The organism is Arthrobacter sp. QXT-31 (assembly GCF_001969265.1).
Classification (GTDB): domain Bacteria; phylum Actinomycetota; class Actinomycetes; order Actinomycetales; family Micrococcaceae; genus Arthrobacter.
The window spans coordinates 3,100,768-3,118,204 of the sequence record NZ_CP019304.1 but is presented as its reverse complement, the minus strand read 5'-3'; the positions used below and the strand labels follow the sequence as shown (position 1 = coordinate 3,118,204).

Genomic DNA, 17,437 nt, shown 5'->3' with positions numbered 1-17,437 from the left:
AACATGATGAAGAAATCCCTCGGCACCGTCGCCGTCGCCGCCGCCATGGCGCTCTCCCTCTCCGCCTGCGGCGGTTCAGGATCCTCCGCAGAATCGGCCAAGGGCGAGATCAGCTACTGGCTCTGGGACGCCAACCAGCTGCCCGCCTACCAGCAGTGCGCCGACGACTTCACCAAGGCCAACCCCGACATCAAGGTCAAGATCACCCAGCGCGGCTGGGACGACTACTGGAGCACGCTCACCAACGGGTTTGTCGGCGGCACGGCCCCCGACGTCTTTACCAACCATCTCGGACGCTACGGCGAACTCGCCGAGAACAAGCAGCTGCTGCCCATCGACGACGCCGTCAAGAAGGACAACGTGGACCTGACAGCCTACAACGAGGGCCTCGCGGACCTCTGGGTTGGCCAGGACGGCAAGCGCTACGGCCTGCCGAAGGACTGGGACACCATCGGGCTCTTCTACAACAAGGCCATGCTCGCCAAGGCCGGCATCTCCGAGGACGAGATGAAGAACCTGACTTGGAACCCGCAGGACGGCGGAACGTACGAGAAGGTCATCGCCCGCCTGACCGTCGATAAGAACGGCAAGCGCGGCGATGAAGCCGGCTTCGACAAGAACAACGTGGCCGTCTACGGCCTAGGACTCAACGGCGGCGGCGACTCCTCCGGCCAAACCGAGTGGAGCTACCTGACCAACACCACCGGCTGGTCCCACACGGACAAGAACCCGTGGGGGACGCACTACAACTACGACGACCCCAAGTTCCAGTCCTCCATCGACTGGTTCGCCGGACTGGTCAAGAAGGGGTACATGCCCAAGCTTGAGTCCACCATCGGCGCGGCCATGGCCGACACGTTCGCTGCCGGCAAGTCGGCCATCAATGCCCACGGTTCGTGGATGATCGGCCAGTACACCGGCTACAAGGGCATCGAGGTGGGCATCGCCCCCACTCCGGCGGGCCCGGAGGGCAAGCGTGCGTCGATGTTCAACGGCCTGGCCGACTCGGTCTGGGCCGGAACCAAGAAGAAGGACGCAGCCATCAAGTGGGTGGAGTACCTTGCCTCCGCACCGTGCCAGGACGTCGTTGCGTCCAAGGCTGTCGTCTTCCCCGCCCTTAAGGCATCGTCAGACAAGGCCTCTGCAGCGTTCAAGGCCAAGGGCGTCGACGTCACGGCCTTCACCGACCAGGTAAAGAACAAGACCACCTTCCTGTACCCCATCACTGACAACACCGCCAAGGTCAAGGGCATCATGGAGCCTGCCATGGACGCCGTGGTCTCCGGCAAGCAGCCGGCCAGTTCCCTGACCGACGCCAACAGCCAGGTCAACGCCCTCTTCAAGTAGGGATTCAACCGGGCATAAATAAAGGCCCGGCGAATCCAGCCAGCACCACCGGCGGGGCCGGGACCGCGGATGCCGCGGCCGGCCCCGCACCACCTTCTAGCTACCTGCTAAACCACGAAAGAGACTTACGTATGGATCCCCTGCACCTCCGTTCCGCCGGCACCAGCCTGGTGATCAGCTTCGACAGCGGGGAGGCCGAGGTGATCCACTGGGGCGCCGACCTTGGCAGCGAACTCCCTGACCTGTCCATCCTCACGCCGGCGATCACCAACTCCGCCATCGACGTCACCGTCCCGGTGGGACTGCTCCCCCAGGCGTCCTCCAGCTGGCGCGGCCGGCCGGCGCTGCGCGGCCACAGGATTGCCGACGGCGCCTCCGGGCTCGATTTTTCTGTCCGGCTGCGCGCGGTCCACGCCGAACTGGCCGGCAGCTGTGCCGCCGTCGTCCAGCAGGACGCCGACGCCGGCATCACTGTCCAGTCCTCCCTTACCCTGCACGACGGCGGCCTGCTGGAGCTGCAGCACACCGTCACCAACACCGGAACGTCGCCGTTCCAGCTGGACGAACTGGCCACGGTTCTCCCGGTGGCTCCGGACGCCGTCGAACTTCTCGACCTGACCGGCCGCTGGTGCCGGGAACGGCACCCGCAGCGCCGCCCCATCCAGCAGGGCACCTGGGTGCGTTCCGGCCGGCACGGGCGGACCGGGCACGACTCCTCGCTGCTGTTCGCGGCCGGCACGGCCGGCTTCGGCAACCGCCATGGCCAGGTCTGGGCCACCCACTTGGCCTGGAGCGGCAATCACGAACAGTTCGCGGACACCATCGGCGACGGCCGCACCATGATTGGCGGCTCCGAACTGCTGGGCCCGGCCGAGGTCATCCTCGAACCGGGCGCCGGCTACACCACACCCAAGCTCTTCGCCGCCTACTCGGGCCGCGGCCTGGACGGCATCAGCGAGGCGTTCTACAGCTGGTTCCGTTCCCGCCCGCACCACGTGCTTCCGGCTGCGGGCGGCGGCAAGCCCACCGGTAAGCCCCGCCCGGTGGTGCTGAACACGTGGGAGGCTGTCTACTTCGACCACAACCTGGACACCCTGATCGAACTCGCGGACTCGGCCGCCGACCTCGGCGTGGAGCGCTTCGTCCTGGACGACGGCTGGTTCCGCGGCCGCCGCGACGACACCGCGGGCCTCGGCGACTGGTTCGTGGACGAGACGCTCTGGCCGGACGGGCTGACGCCGCTCATCGACGCCGTCACCTCCCGGGGCATGGAGTTCGGTCTGTGGGTGGAGCCCGAGATGATCAACCTCAACTCGGACGTGGCGCGGGCGCACCCGGACTGGATCGTGGGACCGGCGGCCGTATCCCACAAGGACGGTGGGCGCCTGCCCCTGGCATGGCGGAACCAGCACATCATCGACCTGGTGAACCCGGAGGCGTGGCAGTACATCTTTGACCGGATCGATGCCCTGCTGCGCGAGAACAACATCAGCTACCTGAAGTGGGACCAGAACCGCGACCTCACCGAGCACGGGCACGCCGGACGCTCGTCCGTCCACGCCCAGACCCTCGCCGCCTACCGCCTGTTCGACGAGCTGCGGAAGGCCCATCCCGGCGTCGAGATTGAAAGCTGTTCCTCCGGCGGGGCCCGCGTGGATCTGGGCATTCTGGAGCGCACCGACCGGATCTGGGCTTCGGACTGCAACGACGCCCTGGAACGGCAGACCATCCAGCGCTGGACCGGCGTCGTGGTTCCGCCCGAACTCGTCGGCGGCCACGTCGGCCCCACCACCTCCCACACCACCGCCCGTACGCACGACCTGTCCTTCCGGGCCATCACCGCGCTGTTCGGCCACTTCGGGATGGAGTGGGACGTCCGGGAGGTGCAGGGCGCCGAGCGCGAGGAGTTGAAGCGGTTCATCGCCCTCTACAAGGAACACCGTGGGCTCATCCACAGCGGCCGGGTGGTCCGTGCCGACGTCCCCGACGATTCGCTCATGCTGCACGGTGTGGTGGCCAGCTCAGCTCAGCTTGCTCGTGCTGCTGCGGGCACGACCGCGGCCCTGTTCGCCCTGGTCAGCACGCGCACCTCGTTCGCGGAGCAGCCGGGCCGGGTTGCGCTGCCCGGACTGGACGGGGCACGCCGCTACCGGGTGGAAGCCATCTTCCCCGTCGCCGGGGACGCCGACTACGGCCACACCTTCACCCAGATCCAGCCGCCGGCCTGGCTGGGCTCCGGCGCCGAAGCCAGCGGCCGCTTCCTGTCCGAGGTCGGGCTGCCGATGCCCAACCTGAACCCGGAGCACGGCCTGGTCCTGCAGGTCACGGCGCTCTAACCCGATCAGTGAAGCCTGCCCCGGTGTCCCCGCCAGTCCCCTGCGTCCCCGCCCCGGACTGGCGGGGGCGCCGGGCAGGCTCCATTTCAGACGAACGGAACACCTATGAAGATTCTGGTCACTGGCGGCACCGGGTACATCGGTTCCCACACCGTCCTCTCCCTGCAGGAAGCCGGCCATGACGTGGTGGTCATCGATAACCTCGCCAACTCCAGCAGCGAATCGCTGCGGCGGGTCGCCGGGCTCACAGGCAAGCAGGCTGCATTCCACCACACGGACCTCCTGGACGAGCCGGCCGTCGACGCCGTCTTCGGACAGCACGACATTGACGCCGTCATTCACTTCGCGGGGCTCAAGGCCGTGGGCGAATCGGTCCACGAACCGGTGAAGTACTACTACAACAACCTCGTGGGCACCCTGAACCTGATCCGCGCAATGGACCGTCACGGCGTCCGCTCGATCGTCTTCAGCTCCTCGGCCACGGTCTACGGCGCGCACAACGCCGTTCCGTACGTGGAGAAGATGGAAATTGGCGCCACCAACCCCTACGGGCGCACGAAGGAACAGATCGAGGACATCCTCTCCGACCTTGGCGCCGCGGACAGCCGCTGGAACATCGCCCTCCTGCGCTACTTCAACCCGGTGGGCGCCCACCCCTCGGGGCGGATCGGCGAAGACCCGCAGGGCATCCCCAACAACCTCGTGCCCTTCATCGCGCAGGTGGCCGTAGGCCGCCGTGAAAAGCTCATGGTGTTCGGCGGCGACTACGACACGCCCGACGGAACGTGCCTGCGCGACTACATCCACGTCGTCGACCTCGCCGAAGGCCACGTGGCAGCCCTGAATCACATTGCGGGAAAGGCCGGCGTGTACCGCTGGAATCTCGGTTCGGGCACCGGGTCCTCGGTGCTGGAAGTCCTGCGCTCCTTTGAAAAAGCAGTGGGCACCTCCATCCCGTACGAGATCACGGGCCGGCGGCCGGGAGATTTGCCCGCTTTCTGGGCGGACGCCACCTCCGCCATGGCCGACCTCTCCTGGTCCACCACCAGGTCGCTGGACCAGATGTGCGAGGACCACTGGCGCTGGCAGAAGAACAACCCCAATGGCTACGCCGGCTCAGACGGGCGCTAGTTGGCTGCCCAGCGTGAGCGGTTGCACGGCACGGCAACCGGACGCGATAGATTGGCAGTCATGACTGAAGCCCCCTCCGCCACCGAAGCCGGCCGCGGCACCATCCTCGTCCTGAACGGCCCCAACCTGAACCTCCTCGGCACCCGCGAACCGGAGAAGTACGGCACGGCCACCCTGGCCGACGTCGAACAGCTCGCCAAGGACGCCGCCGCCGCCCACGGCCTGGACGTCGAGTGCTTCCAGTCCAACCATGAAGGCGCGCTGGTGGACGCCATCCACGCCGCCCGCGGCAAGGCCATCGGCATTGTGCTGAACGCCGGGGCCTACACCCACACCTCGGTTGCCATCCGGGACGCCATCTCCGCGGTCCAGGTTCCCGCGGTGGAAGTCCACATCACCAACGTGCACGCCCGCGAGCCATTCCGCCACCACTCCTACCTCTCGGACATCAGCAAGGCCGTGATCGCCGGCGCCGGGATTATGGGTTACCGGTTCGCCGTGGAGTACCTCGCCGACCTGAACGCCGGCAAGGCCTGACCATGCCGGCGGCGGGGTCAGGCACCGGCACCGCGGAGTGGTACCGGCACTTCGGCACCGTTGATGCCCCCGGTTCCTCACCCTGCTACGCCGACTGGTCCGTGCACATCGCCGGCGATCCCGAGCTTATCGCCCGGATCGACGAATGGCCGTACAACAAGCGGCAGCCCCTGCTGATGCTCGCCGCGGCCCGCTTCCTCGGCGCCGGAATGTCCCCGTACGCAGAGTTCCGGAAGTTCCTGGACGAGCATTGGGACGAGGTCTCGCGCATCGTCCTGTCCCGCGCAACCCAGACCAACGAGGTGGGCCGCTGCGCCACCCTGCTTCCCTCGCTTGCGGCGATCGCCGCCACCGAGGGCCGGCCGCTCGCCCTGATCGAGGTGGGCGCCTCCGCGGGGCTCGCCCTGTTCCCGGACCGCTACAGCTATGAGTTCGACGACGGCGGAACGGTTACGCGGGTGGGTCCCCATGCATCCGGCGAACGCCCGGAGCCTCCTGTCCTGCGCTGCAGGACATCCGGCCCCGTTCCCCTGCCGGACAGCCTTCCGGAGGTGGTGTGGCGGGCCGGGATTGACCTGAACCCCCTTGACGTGCGGAATCCCGACGACGTCGCCTGGCTTGAGGCGCTGATCTGGCCGGAGCAGGAGTTCCGCCGCGAGCGGCTGCGGCGGGCCATTGCCGTCGCCCGGGAGGATCCCCCTTTGCTGGTGGCCGGCGATCTGAACGCGCAGCTGCCGTCGCTGGCCGCCCAGGCACCCGCCGATGCCGCACTGGTGGTCTTGCACAGCGCCGTCATGGGTTACCTCAACGCTGACGGGCGCGCGCAGTTCCGGGCCACCATGCAGGGCCTGGCGCGTGACCGTGGCTGCCACTGGCTGTCCAACGAGGGCGAGACGGTGATCTTCCAGGAGGACGGCTCCTCCGTGGTCCCGGAGATGGACGCCGGCCGGCTCCGCGGGAACTTCCTGCTGCAGCATGACGGCCGGCCGGTCGCCATCACGGGCCCGCACGGCCAGCGCCTGGACTGGCTCTAGCCGGATCCGTGCTGGCGGATGGCCCTACTGCTGGATGCACTGTCCCGGCGATACCGGGCTGGAGAGGCTCGGTGCCTCTGCTGCCACCGGCCGGAGGTCGATCATCGGAATCGCGAAGCCCAAGGCAGCGTTGGATGTAGCCTTCGCGAAGATCACTCCCGCCACCTCCCCGTTGGTGGTGAGCAGCGGCCCGCCCGAGTTGCCCGGCTGGACGTCGCCTGCGAGCTTGTACACCTCGTCCGGAGCCGGGTTGTTGCCATAGATGTCCGGCACCAGCACCGTGGAGATGCCCTGCACTGTGGCCGGCTTGGACTGGTAGGGGCCGCCGTGCGGGTAGCCGGCGACCGCGGCGGCGGTTCCCGCGGGCAGGTCGGAACTGAGCGGCAGCGCCGCGGTGGGCAGTCCGTCCACGGCCAGGACTGCGAGGTCGCGCTTGCTGTCGAAGTACACAACCCTGCCGGGCATGGCGCCGCCCCCGGGGACCTCCACCACGGGCTGCGACACGCCTGCCACGACGTGCGCGTTGGTCACCACGCGTCCGGGCGAGACCACAAAGCCTGTTCCGGTCTGGTTCTGCCCGCACTGGAACGCGGTTCCGGCGATCTTCAGGACCGAACCGGCTGCCCTGTTCAGTGCCGGGGTGTCCGTGTTGGCGTTTGGAACGGGGACCTGCTGGTCCTGCCCGATGCCCTCGATGAGCGTCGGGATCCCGTTGCCGATCACCGCCGAGCGAAGCTGGGCCATGGCGGACTTGACCGGGTTGGGCGTCATTCCGTCTATGAAACGGATCACTTTGGATTCGGCCAGCTGCTGCGAAACGAAGGGCACACCGAGTGCACTGATGCTGAAGGCCAGCATGGACATGACCAGCGCGGACACTATGAGGTTCACTGCCCCGCCGATGAGCCGGTCCACCGCCCGGAGCGGTCTCATCCGGACGGCGCTGCGGATGCTGCGCCCGACCATCGTGCCCAATGCGTTGCCGAGGACCACCAGAAGGACGGCCGTGCCGATAATGGCGGTCAGGCGCCACCCGCTGTCCTCCACGAAGTCGCTGACCAGCGGAACGGAGAGAAAGGCGGCCACGGCACCGGCCGCAAAACCGGCAAGGCCGCCGACGGTCACCAGGAAGCCGTTGCGCAGGCCGTAAATGAGATAGGACAAAAGCGTGAGAATCAACGCAAGGTCCAGAACGGTCAGGCCAAACACCGGGTCTCCTCAAAAGCAGCTGAGTCCCGATTCTACTGGCGAAGTCTGACAATTTGCCGTGGATGCCCGGCGCCGGCGCTGGTCTCGCGGCGACTTTTAGGGCGTTTCAGCTGCCAAGTACGTCACAGACCGTTGAAAATTCTGAAACAATGGCACAAGCGCCCTAGACGACACTTTTACTCAGGAGAATTCATGGACATCGAGGTACTGCGCCGCGCACCCCTTTTCGCCACTCTGGACGACGACGCGTTCCGCCTGCTGACGGACGAACTGACCGAGGTCGACCTGTCCCGCGGCGCGTCCGTCTTCCGTGAGGGCGACCAGGGTGACCAGCTGTACTTCATCGTCTCCGGCAAGGTAAAGCTCGGCCGCACCTCCCCCGACGGCCGCGAGTCCCTGCTGGCCATCCTCGGCCCGGGTGAACTCTTCGGCGAGATGGCCCTGTTCGACCCGAGCCCGCGGACCGCCACGGCCACCGCCGTCTCCGAGACCCGCCTCGCCGGCCTCAAGAACGAGAGCCTGAACTCCCTGCTCCGGACCCGCCCCGAGGTCTCGGCCCAGCTGCTGCAGGCCCTGGCCCGCCGCCTCCGCCGCACCAACGACTCCCTCTCCGACCTCGTCTTCTCCGACGTGCCGGGCCGCGTCGCCAAGGCCCTCCTGGACCTCGCCGACCGGTTCGGCCGTCCCGCCACCGACGGTGTCCTGGTGGCACACGAGCTCACCCAGGAAGAGCTGGCCCAACTGGTTGGCGCCTCCCGCGAGACCGTCAACAAGGCACTGGCCGAGTTCGTCCAGCGCGGCTGGCTCCGCCTCGAGGCCCGCGCCGTCGTCATCCTGGACATGCAGCGCCTCCGCCAGCGCTCCCGCTAGTTCACAACAGCAAAAGGCCGCCCGTTCATCTCGGGCGGCCTTTCGCTTTTAACCCACGTGATTGCTACCGACAGCTCACCATCGGCGTTTCGTCACCACCGGCGGAGGTGACCAAAGCAGACGGAAGAGGCTTAGCGTTCCCGCTGGGGCTCTCCTGCTACCGTCTTGGCCGCCTCGACTTCGAGCATGAGCGTGCCGTTTTCGTCGACGAGGCGGGGCTGATAGACGTGCGGGGTGCGCTTGTAGCTGAGGTAGGCGATGCAGCCGTTGGCTTTCGCCATCTTCTCCAGCATGATCTCGGAGCCAGGGACCATGAGCTGGCCGAGGGTGAGGCCCACGGTGTTCTCCTGGCCCACCTCGTCGCCCAGGGCCGTGGAGTCGCGTTCGGCAACAACCTTGGTGGCCGACACCCAGCGCCCCCAGACTCCCTTGCTCTCCAGCAGGGATGGCTGCTGGTTCATGGGGACGGTGGCGGCGAAATAGCGGGTGTTGAAGCGCCGGTGCGCAAAGTCAGGGCTGAGCCAGTTCACGAGCGGCTTGAGCAGGTCGGTGCGGATGGACAGGCCGCGGATGGACAGGATCTCGTTGAACGACTTTTCCTGCACGGCCACGGCTTCCCGCGCCTTCATCCATTCGGGCGTGGACGTCGCCTCCACGGTGGAGGACAGGTCCGGGCCCGCCAGTAGCACACCGGTTTCCTCAAACAGTTCGCGGACCGCGCCAACCACATGGCGGCGGGCCAGTCCGACGTCGTCCGTTCCCATCTGCTCGGCCCAGTGCTGGGGCGAGGGCCCCAGCCAGCCGATGGGGTCGTCGTCGGAGGCGTCCAGCGATCCGCCCGGAAAGGCAACGACGCCGAGCGGTGATTCTCCGGGACGGTAACCGAGCCAGGTTTCCAGGCCGGCGGGTGAGTCCCGGAGAAGCACCACTGATGAAGCCAGGCGGGGGGCTCGCGGAGTCCGTTCGCCGTGTTCGAGCCAGCTGCGTGCCGCCCCCTCAAGATCGGGAGGAAGAACAAACACCCGGCGTGCTAGGTGAGGCAAAGGAACCGACTGCTCCCTAGCTGAATTCGGCGATCAGTTCGACTTCCACGGGAGAGTCGAGCGGCAGGACAGAAACGCCGACGGCGGAACGGGCGTGCTGCCCAGCGTCACCAAAGACCCGGCCCAGGAGCTCGGACGCACCGTTGATGACGCCGGGCTGTCCGGTGAAGGAAGGATCGGAGGAGACGAAGCCCACAACCTTGACAATGCGGGTGATGCGGTCGAGGTCGCCGATGACACTCTTTACCGCTGCCAGGGCGTTCACCGCGCAGACGGCGGCGTAGGCCTTCGCGTCTTCCGGCGACACAGTCGGCTCGTCCGAGGTGCCCTCGGAGCCGGCGGCCACCTTGCCCGTAGCTTCGAGTTTGCCGTTAATAAACGGCAGCTGTCCGGAGGTGTAAACGTGGTTGCCGGAGACGACGGCCGGCACGTACGCGGCGACGGGCGCGGCAACTTCCGGGAGGGTCAGACCCAGCTCAGCGAGACGCTGCTCGACGGCGGACGAAGGCGCCGTTGCAGTGCTGGAAGCGGTTTCCTGCGGGGTGGTCATGCTACTGCTTCTCCCTCTTAAGGTAGGCGACAAGGCCGTTGCCGTCGGGTCCGGGGACTACCTGGACAAGCTCCCAGCCGTCGTCTCCCCACTGGTCAAGAATCTGCTTCGTGGCGTGGATGATGAGCGGAATCGTGGCGTACTCCCATTTGGTCATGAAATAAAGCCTAATCGTTGCCGGTAAACTGGAGAACATGGCGACTCGTAAGAACCCCATATTCGACACGGCCACCACCCTCGGTAAAATTTTCGGATTCCTTGGCGTGAGCGCTATTTGTGGCGTCCTCGTGGCCGGCCTGCTGGTTCCGGCAGCCGCCGTCTCGGGCAGCACGGCCAGTGGCTCGATCGAATTCTTTGACACCCTGCCGGCAGAGCTCCAGGTGGACCCGCCCAGCCAGTCCACCAAGGTCCTGGCCGCCGACGGGAGCGTGATCGCCAACCTGTACGCGGAAAACCGCACCCGGGTCGAGCTGGACCAGATCTCCCCGTACATGAAGGACGCGGTGATCGCCATTGAGGACAGCCGGTTCTACGAACATGGCGGCGTGGACACCACCGGCATCCTCCGAGCCCTCGTCAGCACGGCGCGCGGCAACAAGCAGGGTGCCTCCACCATCACGCAGCAGTACGTCAACAACGTCCTGAACGCCAACCTTGAGGCTGAGGGCAACGCCGACGAGATCAAGCTCAACGGCGTGAACAAGGGCGTCGGCGACAAGCTCCGCGAGATGAAGCTCGCAATCGCCCTGGAAAAGAAGTTCAGCAAGGAACAGATCCTTGAGGGCTACCTGAACATCGTCTTCTTCAACCGTGACGCATACGGTATTGAGGCCGCCTCCAAGTTCTTCTTCAGCACCACCGCCAAGGACCTCACCCTCCCCCAGGCTGCGCTGCTCGCCGGCCTGGTGAACAGCCCCTCGGCCTTCGACCCCATCACCAATCCGGACAGCGCCAAGAAGCGCCGGGACCTGGTGCTGAGCGCCATGCTCACCCACGGCAAGATCACCAAGGCCCAGTACACCGCCGCCGTCGCCACTCCGGTCACGCCGAAGGTGACCCCGGCACGGCAGGGCTGCGCCTACTCGCCCACCGCCCCGTACTTCTGCGACTACGTCCTTCACCTGCTGCTCAACAACCCGGCCTATGGTGCGGATGCCACCGAGCGTGAGAAGAAGGTGTTCCGCGGCGGCCTGACCATCAAGACCACCCTGGACCCGAAGGCGCAGAAGGTTGCCCAGGACCAGGTGAACGCGGCCGCCGGTGCGAACCCGGACAAGTGGGGCGCTGCCCTGGTATCGGTTGAACCGGGCACGGGCAAGATCACCAACATGGCCCAGAACACCGCGTGGTTTGCGGGCAAGGGCAAGTTCGAGTCCCAGATCAACTTCAACGTGGACCAGTACGACGACCAGGGCAACGACCTGAACGGCCTCGGCGGCGCACAGCCTGGCTCCACGATGAAGCCGTTCACGTTTGCCGAGTGGCTGAATGAAGGCAAGTCGATGAACACCATCGTCAACGCCGCCCAGCGCCGCTACCCGCAGAACTTCCCGTGGCAGAACACCTGCCCCACCCCCACGGTGGGCTGGTATGACAGCACGAACGGCACTGATGACCTCCAGAACGCCGAAGAAGGCTACTACCGGAACATGAGCGTGCTGGACGGCCTGAAGAACTCCATCAACACGGCAACGTTCGCCTCGGCGGCACAGGTTGACCTGTGCGGAATCCAGAAGATCGTGGACGCCGTCGGACTGCACGGCGGCCTGCCGGCCCGTGACAAGGACACCAACGCGGTGGTCGACGCGAACCCGAGCATCACCATGACCACCCTCGGCAACCTGCTGGGCTCCACGCAGACGGCGCCGCTGACGATGGCCACGGCCTTTGCCACGTTCGCCAACGACGGCAAGTACTGCGCCCCGATCGCCATCACGTCCGTGACCGACCACACCGGGGCCCAGCTCCCCGCGCAGGCCCCCGCCTGCCGGGACGCCCTCAAGCCCGAGGTGGCGCGCGGCGTGAACTACGCCCTCCAGCAGGTCCTCAACGAAGGCTCCGGCTCCCTGATCGAGCCGCGGATCTCCACCCGGACCAACTTCCCGATCGCGGCCAAGACCGGTACCTCCAACAACAACGGCTCCACCTGGGTTGTCGGCCACACCATGGGCCTCGCGACGGCCGCCTGGTTCGGCGACGCACTAGGCGCCCAGGACCGGGCCGGCCAGAACGTGACGGTCAACGGCAAGTTCTACACGGGCATCGACGGCTACATGATCGCCGGGCCCATGTTCTCCCGGTTCATGGCGGACATCGCTCCCGGCTACGGCACCGAACCTTTCCCGGAACCGCCGTCGAACCTGCTTTACGGCACGCCGCAGTTCCAGCCCACGGTCCCGAACAACCCCTCCCAGGGCGGCAACACGGGAGGTAACACCGGCGGCAGCACAGGTGGAAGCACCGGCGACACCGGCAATAACGGAAACGGAAACGGAAACGGAAACGGTAACAGGGGGAACGACTGACCGTGGCTGACCTTTCACAGCTGGCAAGCCGCGTCCGCAGCATCGGGCGCGGCTTTGCCGTCACCGCAGGCGCCGGGACCGCGGCCGCCGTCGCCGCCACGGCCTACGGGCTGTGGGAAAAGAACCAGTTCGTCCTCCGCGAGGAGACCCTCCCGATCCTCCCCGCCGGCAGGGCACCGTTCCGCATCCTGCACCTGAGCGACATCCACTTTGTCCCCGGCCAGAAGGCCAAAGCCGCGTGGCTGCAGTCACTCGCGGCACTCAGGCCGGACCTGGTGGTGAACACGGGTGACAACCTCAGCCATCCCAAGGCCGTGGACCCGCTGATCAACGCGCTGGCGCCGCTCATGGAATTCCCGGGCGTGTTTGTTCCGGGCTCCAATGACTACTACGCCCCGAAATTGAAGAACCCCGCCCGCTATCTGCTGGGCCCCTCCAAGGCGGCGCCGGACCGGGAGGAACTTGACTGGCCCCGGCTCCGGGCCGGCTTCGGCATGGGCGGCTGGGTCGACCTGACCAACCGGCACCAGTCACTCGTTCTGCAGGGTATGCGGTTCGACTTCTCCGGGGTAGACGATCCGCACCTCAACCGCGAACGGTACGCCGGCTGGCCGCGCGGCACCCGCGGCCAGAATGCCAAGGACCATCTCCGCGTCGCCGTCATCCACGCCCCCTACCAGCGCGTCCTGGACCACTTCACCGAGGACGGCGCGGACCTGCTCCTGGCCGGCCACACGCACGGCGGCCAGCTGTGCATCCCAGGGTACGGTGCCGTCGTGGCCAACTGCGACATCCCCACGTGGCGGGCCAAAGGGCTCCATGACTGGAGCAGCAACGGACGTACGACGCCGGTCAACGTCTCGGGCGGGATCGGCACGTCCCGCTTTGCGCCCGTCCGTATCGCCTGCAAGCCTGAGGCCGTCCTGCTGACACTCACGCCGCGCGCCTGACTCCGGGATCGCCCGCCGGCTTCCGGAAACTGCTTGTCCTCGGCTGACCAGCCGTCTGTGAAGGCCGCCGCCCATGGCATAGGGTAGTTGCTACGGGAAACTACATCACTGTTAACCGAAACAGCTGAGTTCAAGAAGCGGGCATGGCCAAGCAGAGTTCATTTTTTCGATCCGTCAGCCGTCTCTATCCGCATGTGAAGCCGGTCCTGCCGCGGCTGTTGATGGGCCTGCTGTCCGCGCTCCTGGCCAGCGTGGTTGCCCTGGCCATTCCGCAGGTGCTGCGCGTGCTCATCAACGACTCCCTCCGTCCCGGGGCCACAATGCAGGCGGTCTGGGGCTCGGCCGGCCTCATTCTTGCCCTGGGTGTCGCCGAAGCCGTGCTGGTTGCCCTGCGCCGCACCTTCGTGATCAACCCGGCCACCACCGTGGAGACACGGATGAGGGTCTCGCTCTACGGCCACCTGCAGGACCTGCCCGTCTCGTTCCATGACCGCTGGGGCTCGGGCCAACTCCTCTCCCGCGCCATGACGGACCTCAACTTCATCCGGCGCTGGATGGCTTTCGGGGCCATCATGCTGGTGGTGACCACCCTGACCGTGGTGATCGGCGTCGTCGTCATGTTCACCATGAGCTGGCAGCTGGCCCTGATCTTCCTGGCCGCCGCCGGACCCGTGATGGTCTACGGCTTCCGCTTCCGGAGGCGCTTCAGCAAGGTCACCCGGCGGAGCCAGGACCAGGCCGGCGACCTCGCCACCACCGTTGAGGAGTCCGTCCACGGCATCCGCGTCCTGAAGGCCTTTGGCCGCAGCCGCGAAGCACTGGAAACCTTCAACGGCCAGGCCGAGGAACTGCGGCAGACGGAGATCGCCAAGGCCAGGCACCAGGCCGTCTTCAGCATGGTGGTGACGCTCCTGCCCGAACTGGCCCTGGGCGCAGGCCTGGTGACAGGCATTCTGCTCGCCGCCGGCGGCGAGCTCAGCATCGGCTCCCTCGTGGCGTTCTTCGCCACCGCCGCGGTCATCGCCGCGCCCGTGGAGTTTTCTGGCATGCTGCTCGCGATGGCCTTGACAGCCAAGACTGCACTGGACCGGCACTTCGAGGTCATGGACTCGCAAAACACCATCACCAGCGCGGCCGAACCGCGCCGCCCGTCCGAAATCACAGGGGCGCTGACTTTCAGGAACGTGACGTTCGCCTTCGACGACGCCCCGGACAAGCCGGTCCTGAAAGACGTCCGGCTGGACATCCGTCCCGGCGAGACCATGGCGCTGGTGGGCATCACCGGCAGCGGCAAGAGTGCCCTGCTGCAGCTCGTGCCCCGGCTCTACGACGTCACGGCAGGTTCCATCACGCTCGACGGCGTGGACCTCCGGGAATTCAGTGTGGAGGAGCTCCGCACCGCCGTGGCTGTGGCCTTCGAGGACACCACGCTGTTCTCCAGCTCGGTCCGCGACAACGTGCTGCTCGGGGTCCAGGACCCTGACGCGGACACCCGGGAGAAAATCCTGGCGGAGGCCCTGGACACCGCCCAGGCGCACTTCGCGTATTCGCTGCCCGAAGGGCTGGACACCCTCATCGGCGAGGAGGGCCTAAGCTTGTCCGGCGGCCAGCGCCAGCGCCTCGCCCTGGCCCGGGCCATCGCCGCCCGCCCCTCCGTACTGGTCCTCGACGATCCGCTGTCCGCCCTGGACGTGAACACCGAGGAGCTCGTGGAAAACCGCCTGCGGGAAGTGCTGTCCGGCACCACCACCCTCATCGTCGCCCACCGGCCCTCCACCGTGGCGCTGGCGGACCGGGTGGCCCTGTTGGAGGACGGTCGCATCGCCGCCGTCGGAACCCACACCGAACTGCTGGCCGGAAACAGCCATTACCGTTACGTGATCGCGAGCCTGGAAACGGAGCCCCGCGACCTGGACTCCGAACTGTCGGCCATCGACGACGCAGAGGAGGTCACCCGATGAGCGCCACAGCCTTTGGAACTGCCAACGAGGACAACGCCCACCTGAGCAAGAGCGACAGCAAGGCAGTACGACGGCGGTCGCTCGCCCTGCTGGGGTCGCTGATCCGTCCCGTCCGGCTGCGGTTCTGGCTCACCATCGCCACGGTGGTCCTGTCCCAGGCGGCCCGGGTGGCCGGCCCGGCGCTGATCGCCTTCGGCATCGACCACGCGCTGCCTGCTTTACGTGCGGGCAACAGTCTTCCGCTGGTGCTGACCGGCGCCGCCTACCTCGCCACAGCGTTGGCGGCCGCCGGGCTGACGGCCCTGTACGTGACCGCCACGGCGAACCTCAGCCAGGCCATGCTGCTTGACCTGCGGCTGCGCGTGTTCCGCCACACCCAGCGGCTCAGCCTCGAATTCCACGAAAAGTACACCTCGGGCAGGATCATCGCCCGGCAGACCTCGGACCTCGAAGCGCTGCGCGAGCTCCTGGATTCAGGAGTCACCTCCCTCGCCTCCGGTGCGCTGTTCATGGTGCTCACCGCCGTCACCGTCTTCGCCCTCGACTGGCGCAGTGGGCTGGTGGTGCTGGCCGCAGCCCTGCCCATGTTCCTCCTGGCCCGCTGGTACCAGAAACACTCGCAGATCGCGTTCCGCCAGTCCCGGGTGGTCTCGGCCCGGCTCATCGTCCATTTCATTGAGACCATGACCGGCATCCGCGCGGTCAAGGCGTTCCGCAAGGAGCGCGAGAACGCCGCCCGCTACGGCGAACTGGCCGAGGACTACCGGCAGGCGACCGTGCGCTCCATCAACCTGAACGGCATCTTCCAGCCCGGCCTGGTGCTGATCGGCAACGCCTGTGTCGCCGTCGTCCTGCTGTTCGGCGGCTTCCGGGTGCTGACCGGCGACCTGGCCGTGGGTGTGCTGCTGGCCCTGATGCTTTCCACGAAGCGCTTCTTCCAGCCCGTGGACCAGATGGCCATGTTCTACAACTCCTTCCAGAGCGCGCAGGCCGCGCTGGAGAAGGTCTCGGGCCTGCTCGAGGAGGTGCCCACGGTGCGTCCGCCGCGGAACGCGGTGGAACTGCACGATGCCCGCGGCGCCGTCGAGTTCCGGGACGTCGAGTTCCGGTACGGCAACGGGCCGCTCATCATTCCCGCGCTGAACCTCACTATCCCGGCGGGCCAGACCGTGGCGCTGGTGGGCCAGACCGGGGCCGGCAAGTCCACGCTGGCCAAGCTGATTGCCCGTTTCTATGACGTGTCCGCCGGTTCGGTGATGCTCGACGGCGTGGACGTCCGGCAGCTGGCCACCGCGGACCTGCGCCGGAACATCGTGATGGTCACCCAGGAGGCCTTCCTGTTCAGCGGATCGGTAGCGGACAACATCGCCCTCGGCCGGCCGGATGCCCCGCGCGAGGAGATCGAAGCCGCCGCGAAGGCCGTGGGCGCGCATGAGTTCATTCTGGAACTGCCCGATGGGTACGACACCGACGTCAACAAACGCGGCGGCCGCGTCTCGGCGGGCCAGCGCCAGCTGATCAGCTTCGCGCGGGCGTTCCTGGCCCGGCCGGCGGTCCTGATCCTGGACGAGGCCACGTCCTCGCTGGACATCCCCTCGGAACGCCTTGTGGAGAACGGACTCGCCGGGCTGCTGCGCGGCATGGACGGCGCCGGCCCAGCCGGGGAGGGGACTGGAGCCGTCGCGACGGCAGCCGGCCGGGCCACCGGCGATGGAAACGCCCGCACCGCGCTGATCATCGCACACCGGCTCTCCACCGTGGAGACGGCAGACAGGGTGCTCGTGGTCCACGACGGACGGGTGGTGGAGGACGGAACACCGGAGGAACTGATCGGCGGCAACGGCCGCTTCGCCCGGCTGCACAGCGCCTGGAAGGACTCGCTGGTCTGAGCCGGTAACCCCGCCCGGGCCTCGATTTCACATGTTGGCCAGGTATCGGATATCC

General features: G+C 67.0%; 14 protein-coding genes. 10 read left to right on the top strand and 4 right to left on the bottom strand.

Translation table 11 applies throughout. The features are described 5' to 3' along the window. Positions 1–6: 6 nt before the first annotated feature. From BWQ92_RS14085 to BWQ92_RS14065, 5 genes are all read left to right on the top strand, one after another. Positions 7–1,347: an ABC transporter substrate-binding protein gene (locus tag BWQ92_RS14085; protein ID WP_076803724.1), complete on the top strand. Its 1,341-nt coding sequence runs from the start codon at positions 7–9 to the stop codon at positions 1,345–1,347. Between the two features lie 131 nt (positions 1,348–1,478). Then, entirely contained in the window at positions 1,479–3,683 is a 2,205-nt protein-coding gene (locus BWQ92_RS14080; RefSeq protein ID WP_076800426.1) for an alpha-galactosidase, read from the top strand. A gap of 105 nt (positions 3,684–3,788) precedes the next feature. Beyond that, entirely contained in the window at positions 3,789–4,814 is a 1,026-nt protein-coding gene (gene galE / locus BWQ92_RS14075) for a UDP-glucose 4-epimerase GalE (protein WP_076800424.1), read from the top strand. A gap of 60 nt (positions 4,815–4,874) precedes the next feature. After that, positions 4,875–5,351, top strand: coding sequence for a type II 3-dehydroquinate dehydratase (gene aroQ, locus BWQ92_RS14070; protein ID WP_076800422.1), 477 nt, complete (start codon positions 4,875–4,877; stop codon positions 5,349–5,351). A 2-nt stretch (positions 5,352–5,353) separates the two neighbouring features. Further along, positions 5,354–6,385 carry a DUF2332 domain-containing protein gene (locus BWQ92_RS14065; protein WP_076800420.1) on the top strand — a complete coding sequence of 344 codons (1,032 nt, stop codon included), beginning with the start codon at positions 5,354–5,356 and terminating at the stop codon, positions 6,383–6,385. Between the two features lie 24 nt (positions 6,386–6,409). Here BWQ92_RS14065 and BWQ92_RS14060 read toward each other — a convergent pair whose 3' ends face one another. Further along, positions 6,410–7,594, bottom strand: coding sequence for a MarP family serine protease (locus BWQ92_RS14060; protein ID WP_076800418.1), 1,185 nt, complete (start codon positions 7,592–7,594; stop codon positions 6,410–6,412). A 192-nt stretch (positions 7,595–7,786) separates the two neighbouring features. Between BWQ92_RS14060 and BWQ92_RS14055 the strand changes: the two genes are divergently transcribed. Continuing rightward, on the top strand, positions 7,787–8,464 hold the full coding sequence (locus BWQ92_RS14055) for a Crp/Fnr family transcriptional regulator (RefSeq protein ID WP_003797871.1): 678 nt from the start codon (positions 7,787–7,789) through the stop codon (positions 8,462–8,464). 131 nt (positions 8,465–8,595) lie between these two features. Here BWQ92_RS14055 and BWQ92_RS14050 read toward each other — a convergent pair whose 3' ends face one another. The 3 genes from BWQ92_RS14050 to BWQ92_RS14040 are packed head-to-tail and all read right to left on the bottom strand — an operon-like array spanning position 8,596 to position 10,214. Then, a complete protein-coding gene (locus BWQ92_RS14050; protein WP_076800417.1) occupies positions 8,596–9,507 on the bottom strand; it encodes an NUDIX hydrolase in 912 nt (303 codons plus the stop codon). Positions 9,508–9,523: 16 nt separating this feature from the next. Next, the gene (locus BWQ92_RS14045; RefSeq protein ID WP_076800415.1) at positions 9,524–10,057 is read right to left on the bottom strand and encodes a RidA family protein; all 534 of its coding nucleotides are present in this window, start codon (positions 10,055–10,057) and stop codon (positions 9,524–9,526) included. A gap of 1 nt (position 10,058) precedes the next feature. Next, positions 10,059–10,214 carry a DUF4177 domain-containing protein gene (locus BWQ92_RS14040; RefSeq protein ID WP_003797879.1) on the bottom strand — a complete coding sequence of 52 codons (156 nt, stop codon included), beginning with the start codon at positions 10,212–10,214 and terminating at the stop codon, positions 10,059–10,061. 37 nt (positions 10,215–10,251) lie between these two features. Between BWQ92_RS14040 and BWQ92_RS14035 the strand changes: the two genes are divergently transcribed. The 4 genes from BWQ92_RS14035 (at position 10,252) to BWQ92_RS14020 (ending at position 17,382) form a co-directional block, all read left to right on the top strand. Further along, positions 10,252–12,582 carry a transglycosylase domain-containing protein gene (locus BWQ92_RS14035; RefSeq protein WP_076800412.1) on the top strand — a complete coding sequence of 777 codons (2,331 nt, stop codon included), beginning with the start codon at positions 10,252–10,254 and terminating at the stop codon, positions 12,580–12,582. A 2-nt stretch (positions 12,583–12,584) separates the two neighbouring features. Beyond that, positions 12,585–13,532 (top strand): metallophosphoesterase, encoded by a 948-nt coding sequence (locus tag BWQ92_RS14030; protein WP_076800410.1) that lies wholly within the window; start codon positions 12,585–12,587, stop codon positions 13,530–13,532. A 143-nt stretch (positions 13,533–13,675) separates the two neighbouring features. Beyond that, on the top strand, positions 13,676–15,493 hold the full coding sequence (locus BWQ92_RS14025; protein ID WP_076800409.1) for an ABC transporter ATP-binding protein: 1,818 nt from the start codon (positions 13,676–13,678) through the stop codon (positions 15,491–15,493). Then, positions 15,490–17,382 carry an ABC transporter ATP-binding protein gene (locus tag BWQ92_RS14020; RefSeq protein WP_076800407.1) on the top strand — a complete coding sequence of 631 codons (1,893 nt, stop codon included), beginning with the start codon at positions 15,490–15,492 and terminating at the stop codon, positions 17,380–17,382. The genes BWQ92_RS14025 and BWQ92_RS14020 overlap by 4 nt, the downstream gene beginning before the upstream one ends. The last annotated feature ends 55 nt before the right edge of the window (positions 17,383–17,437 follow it).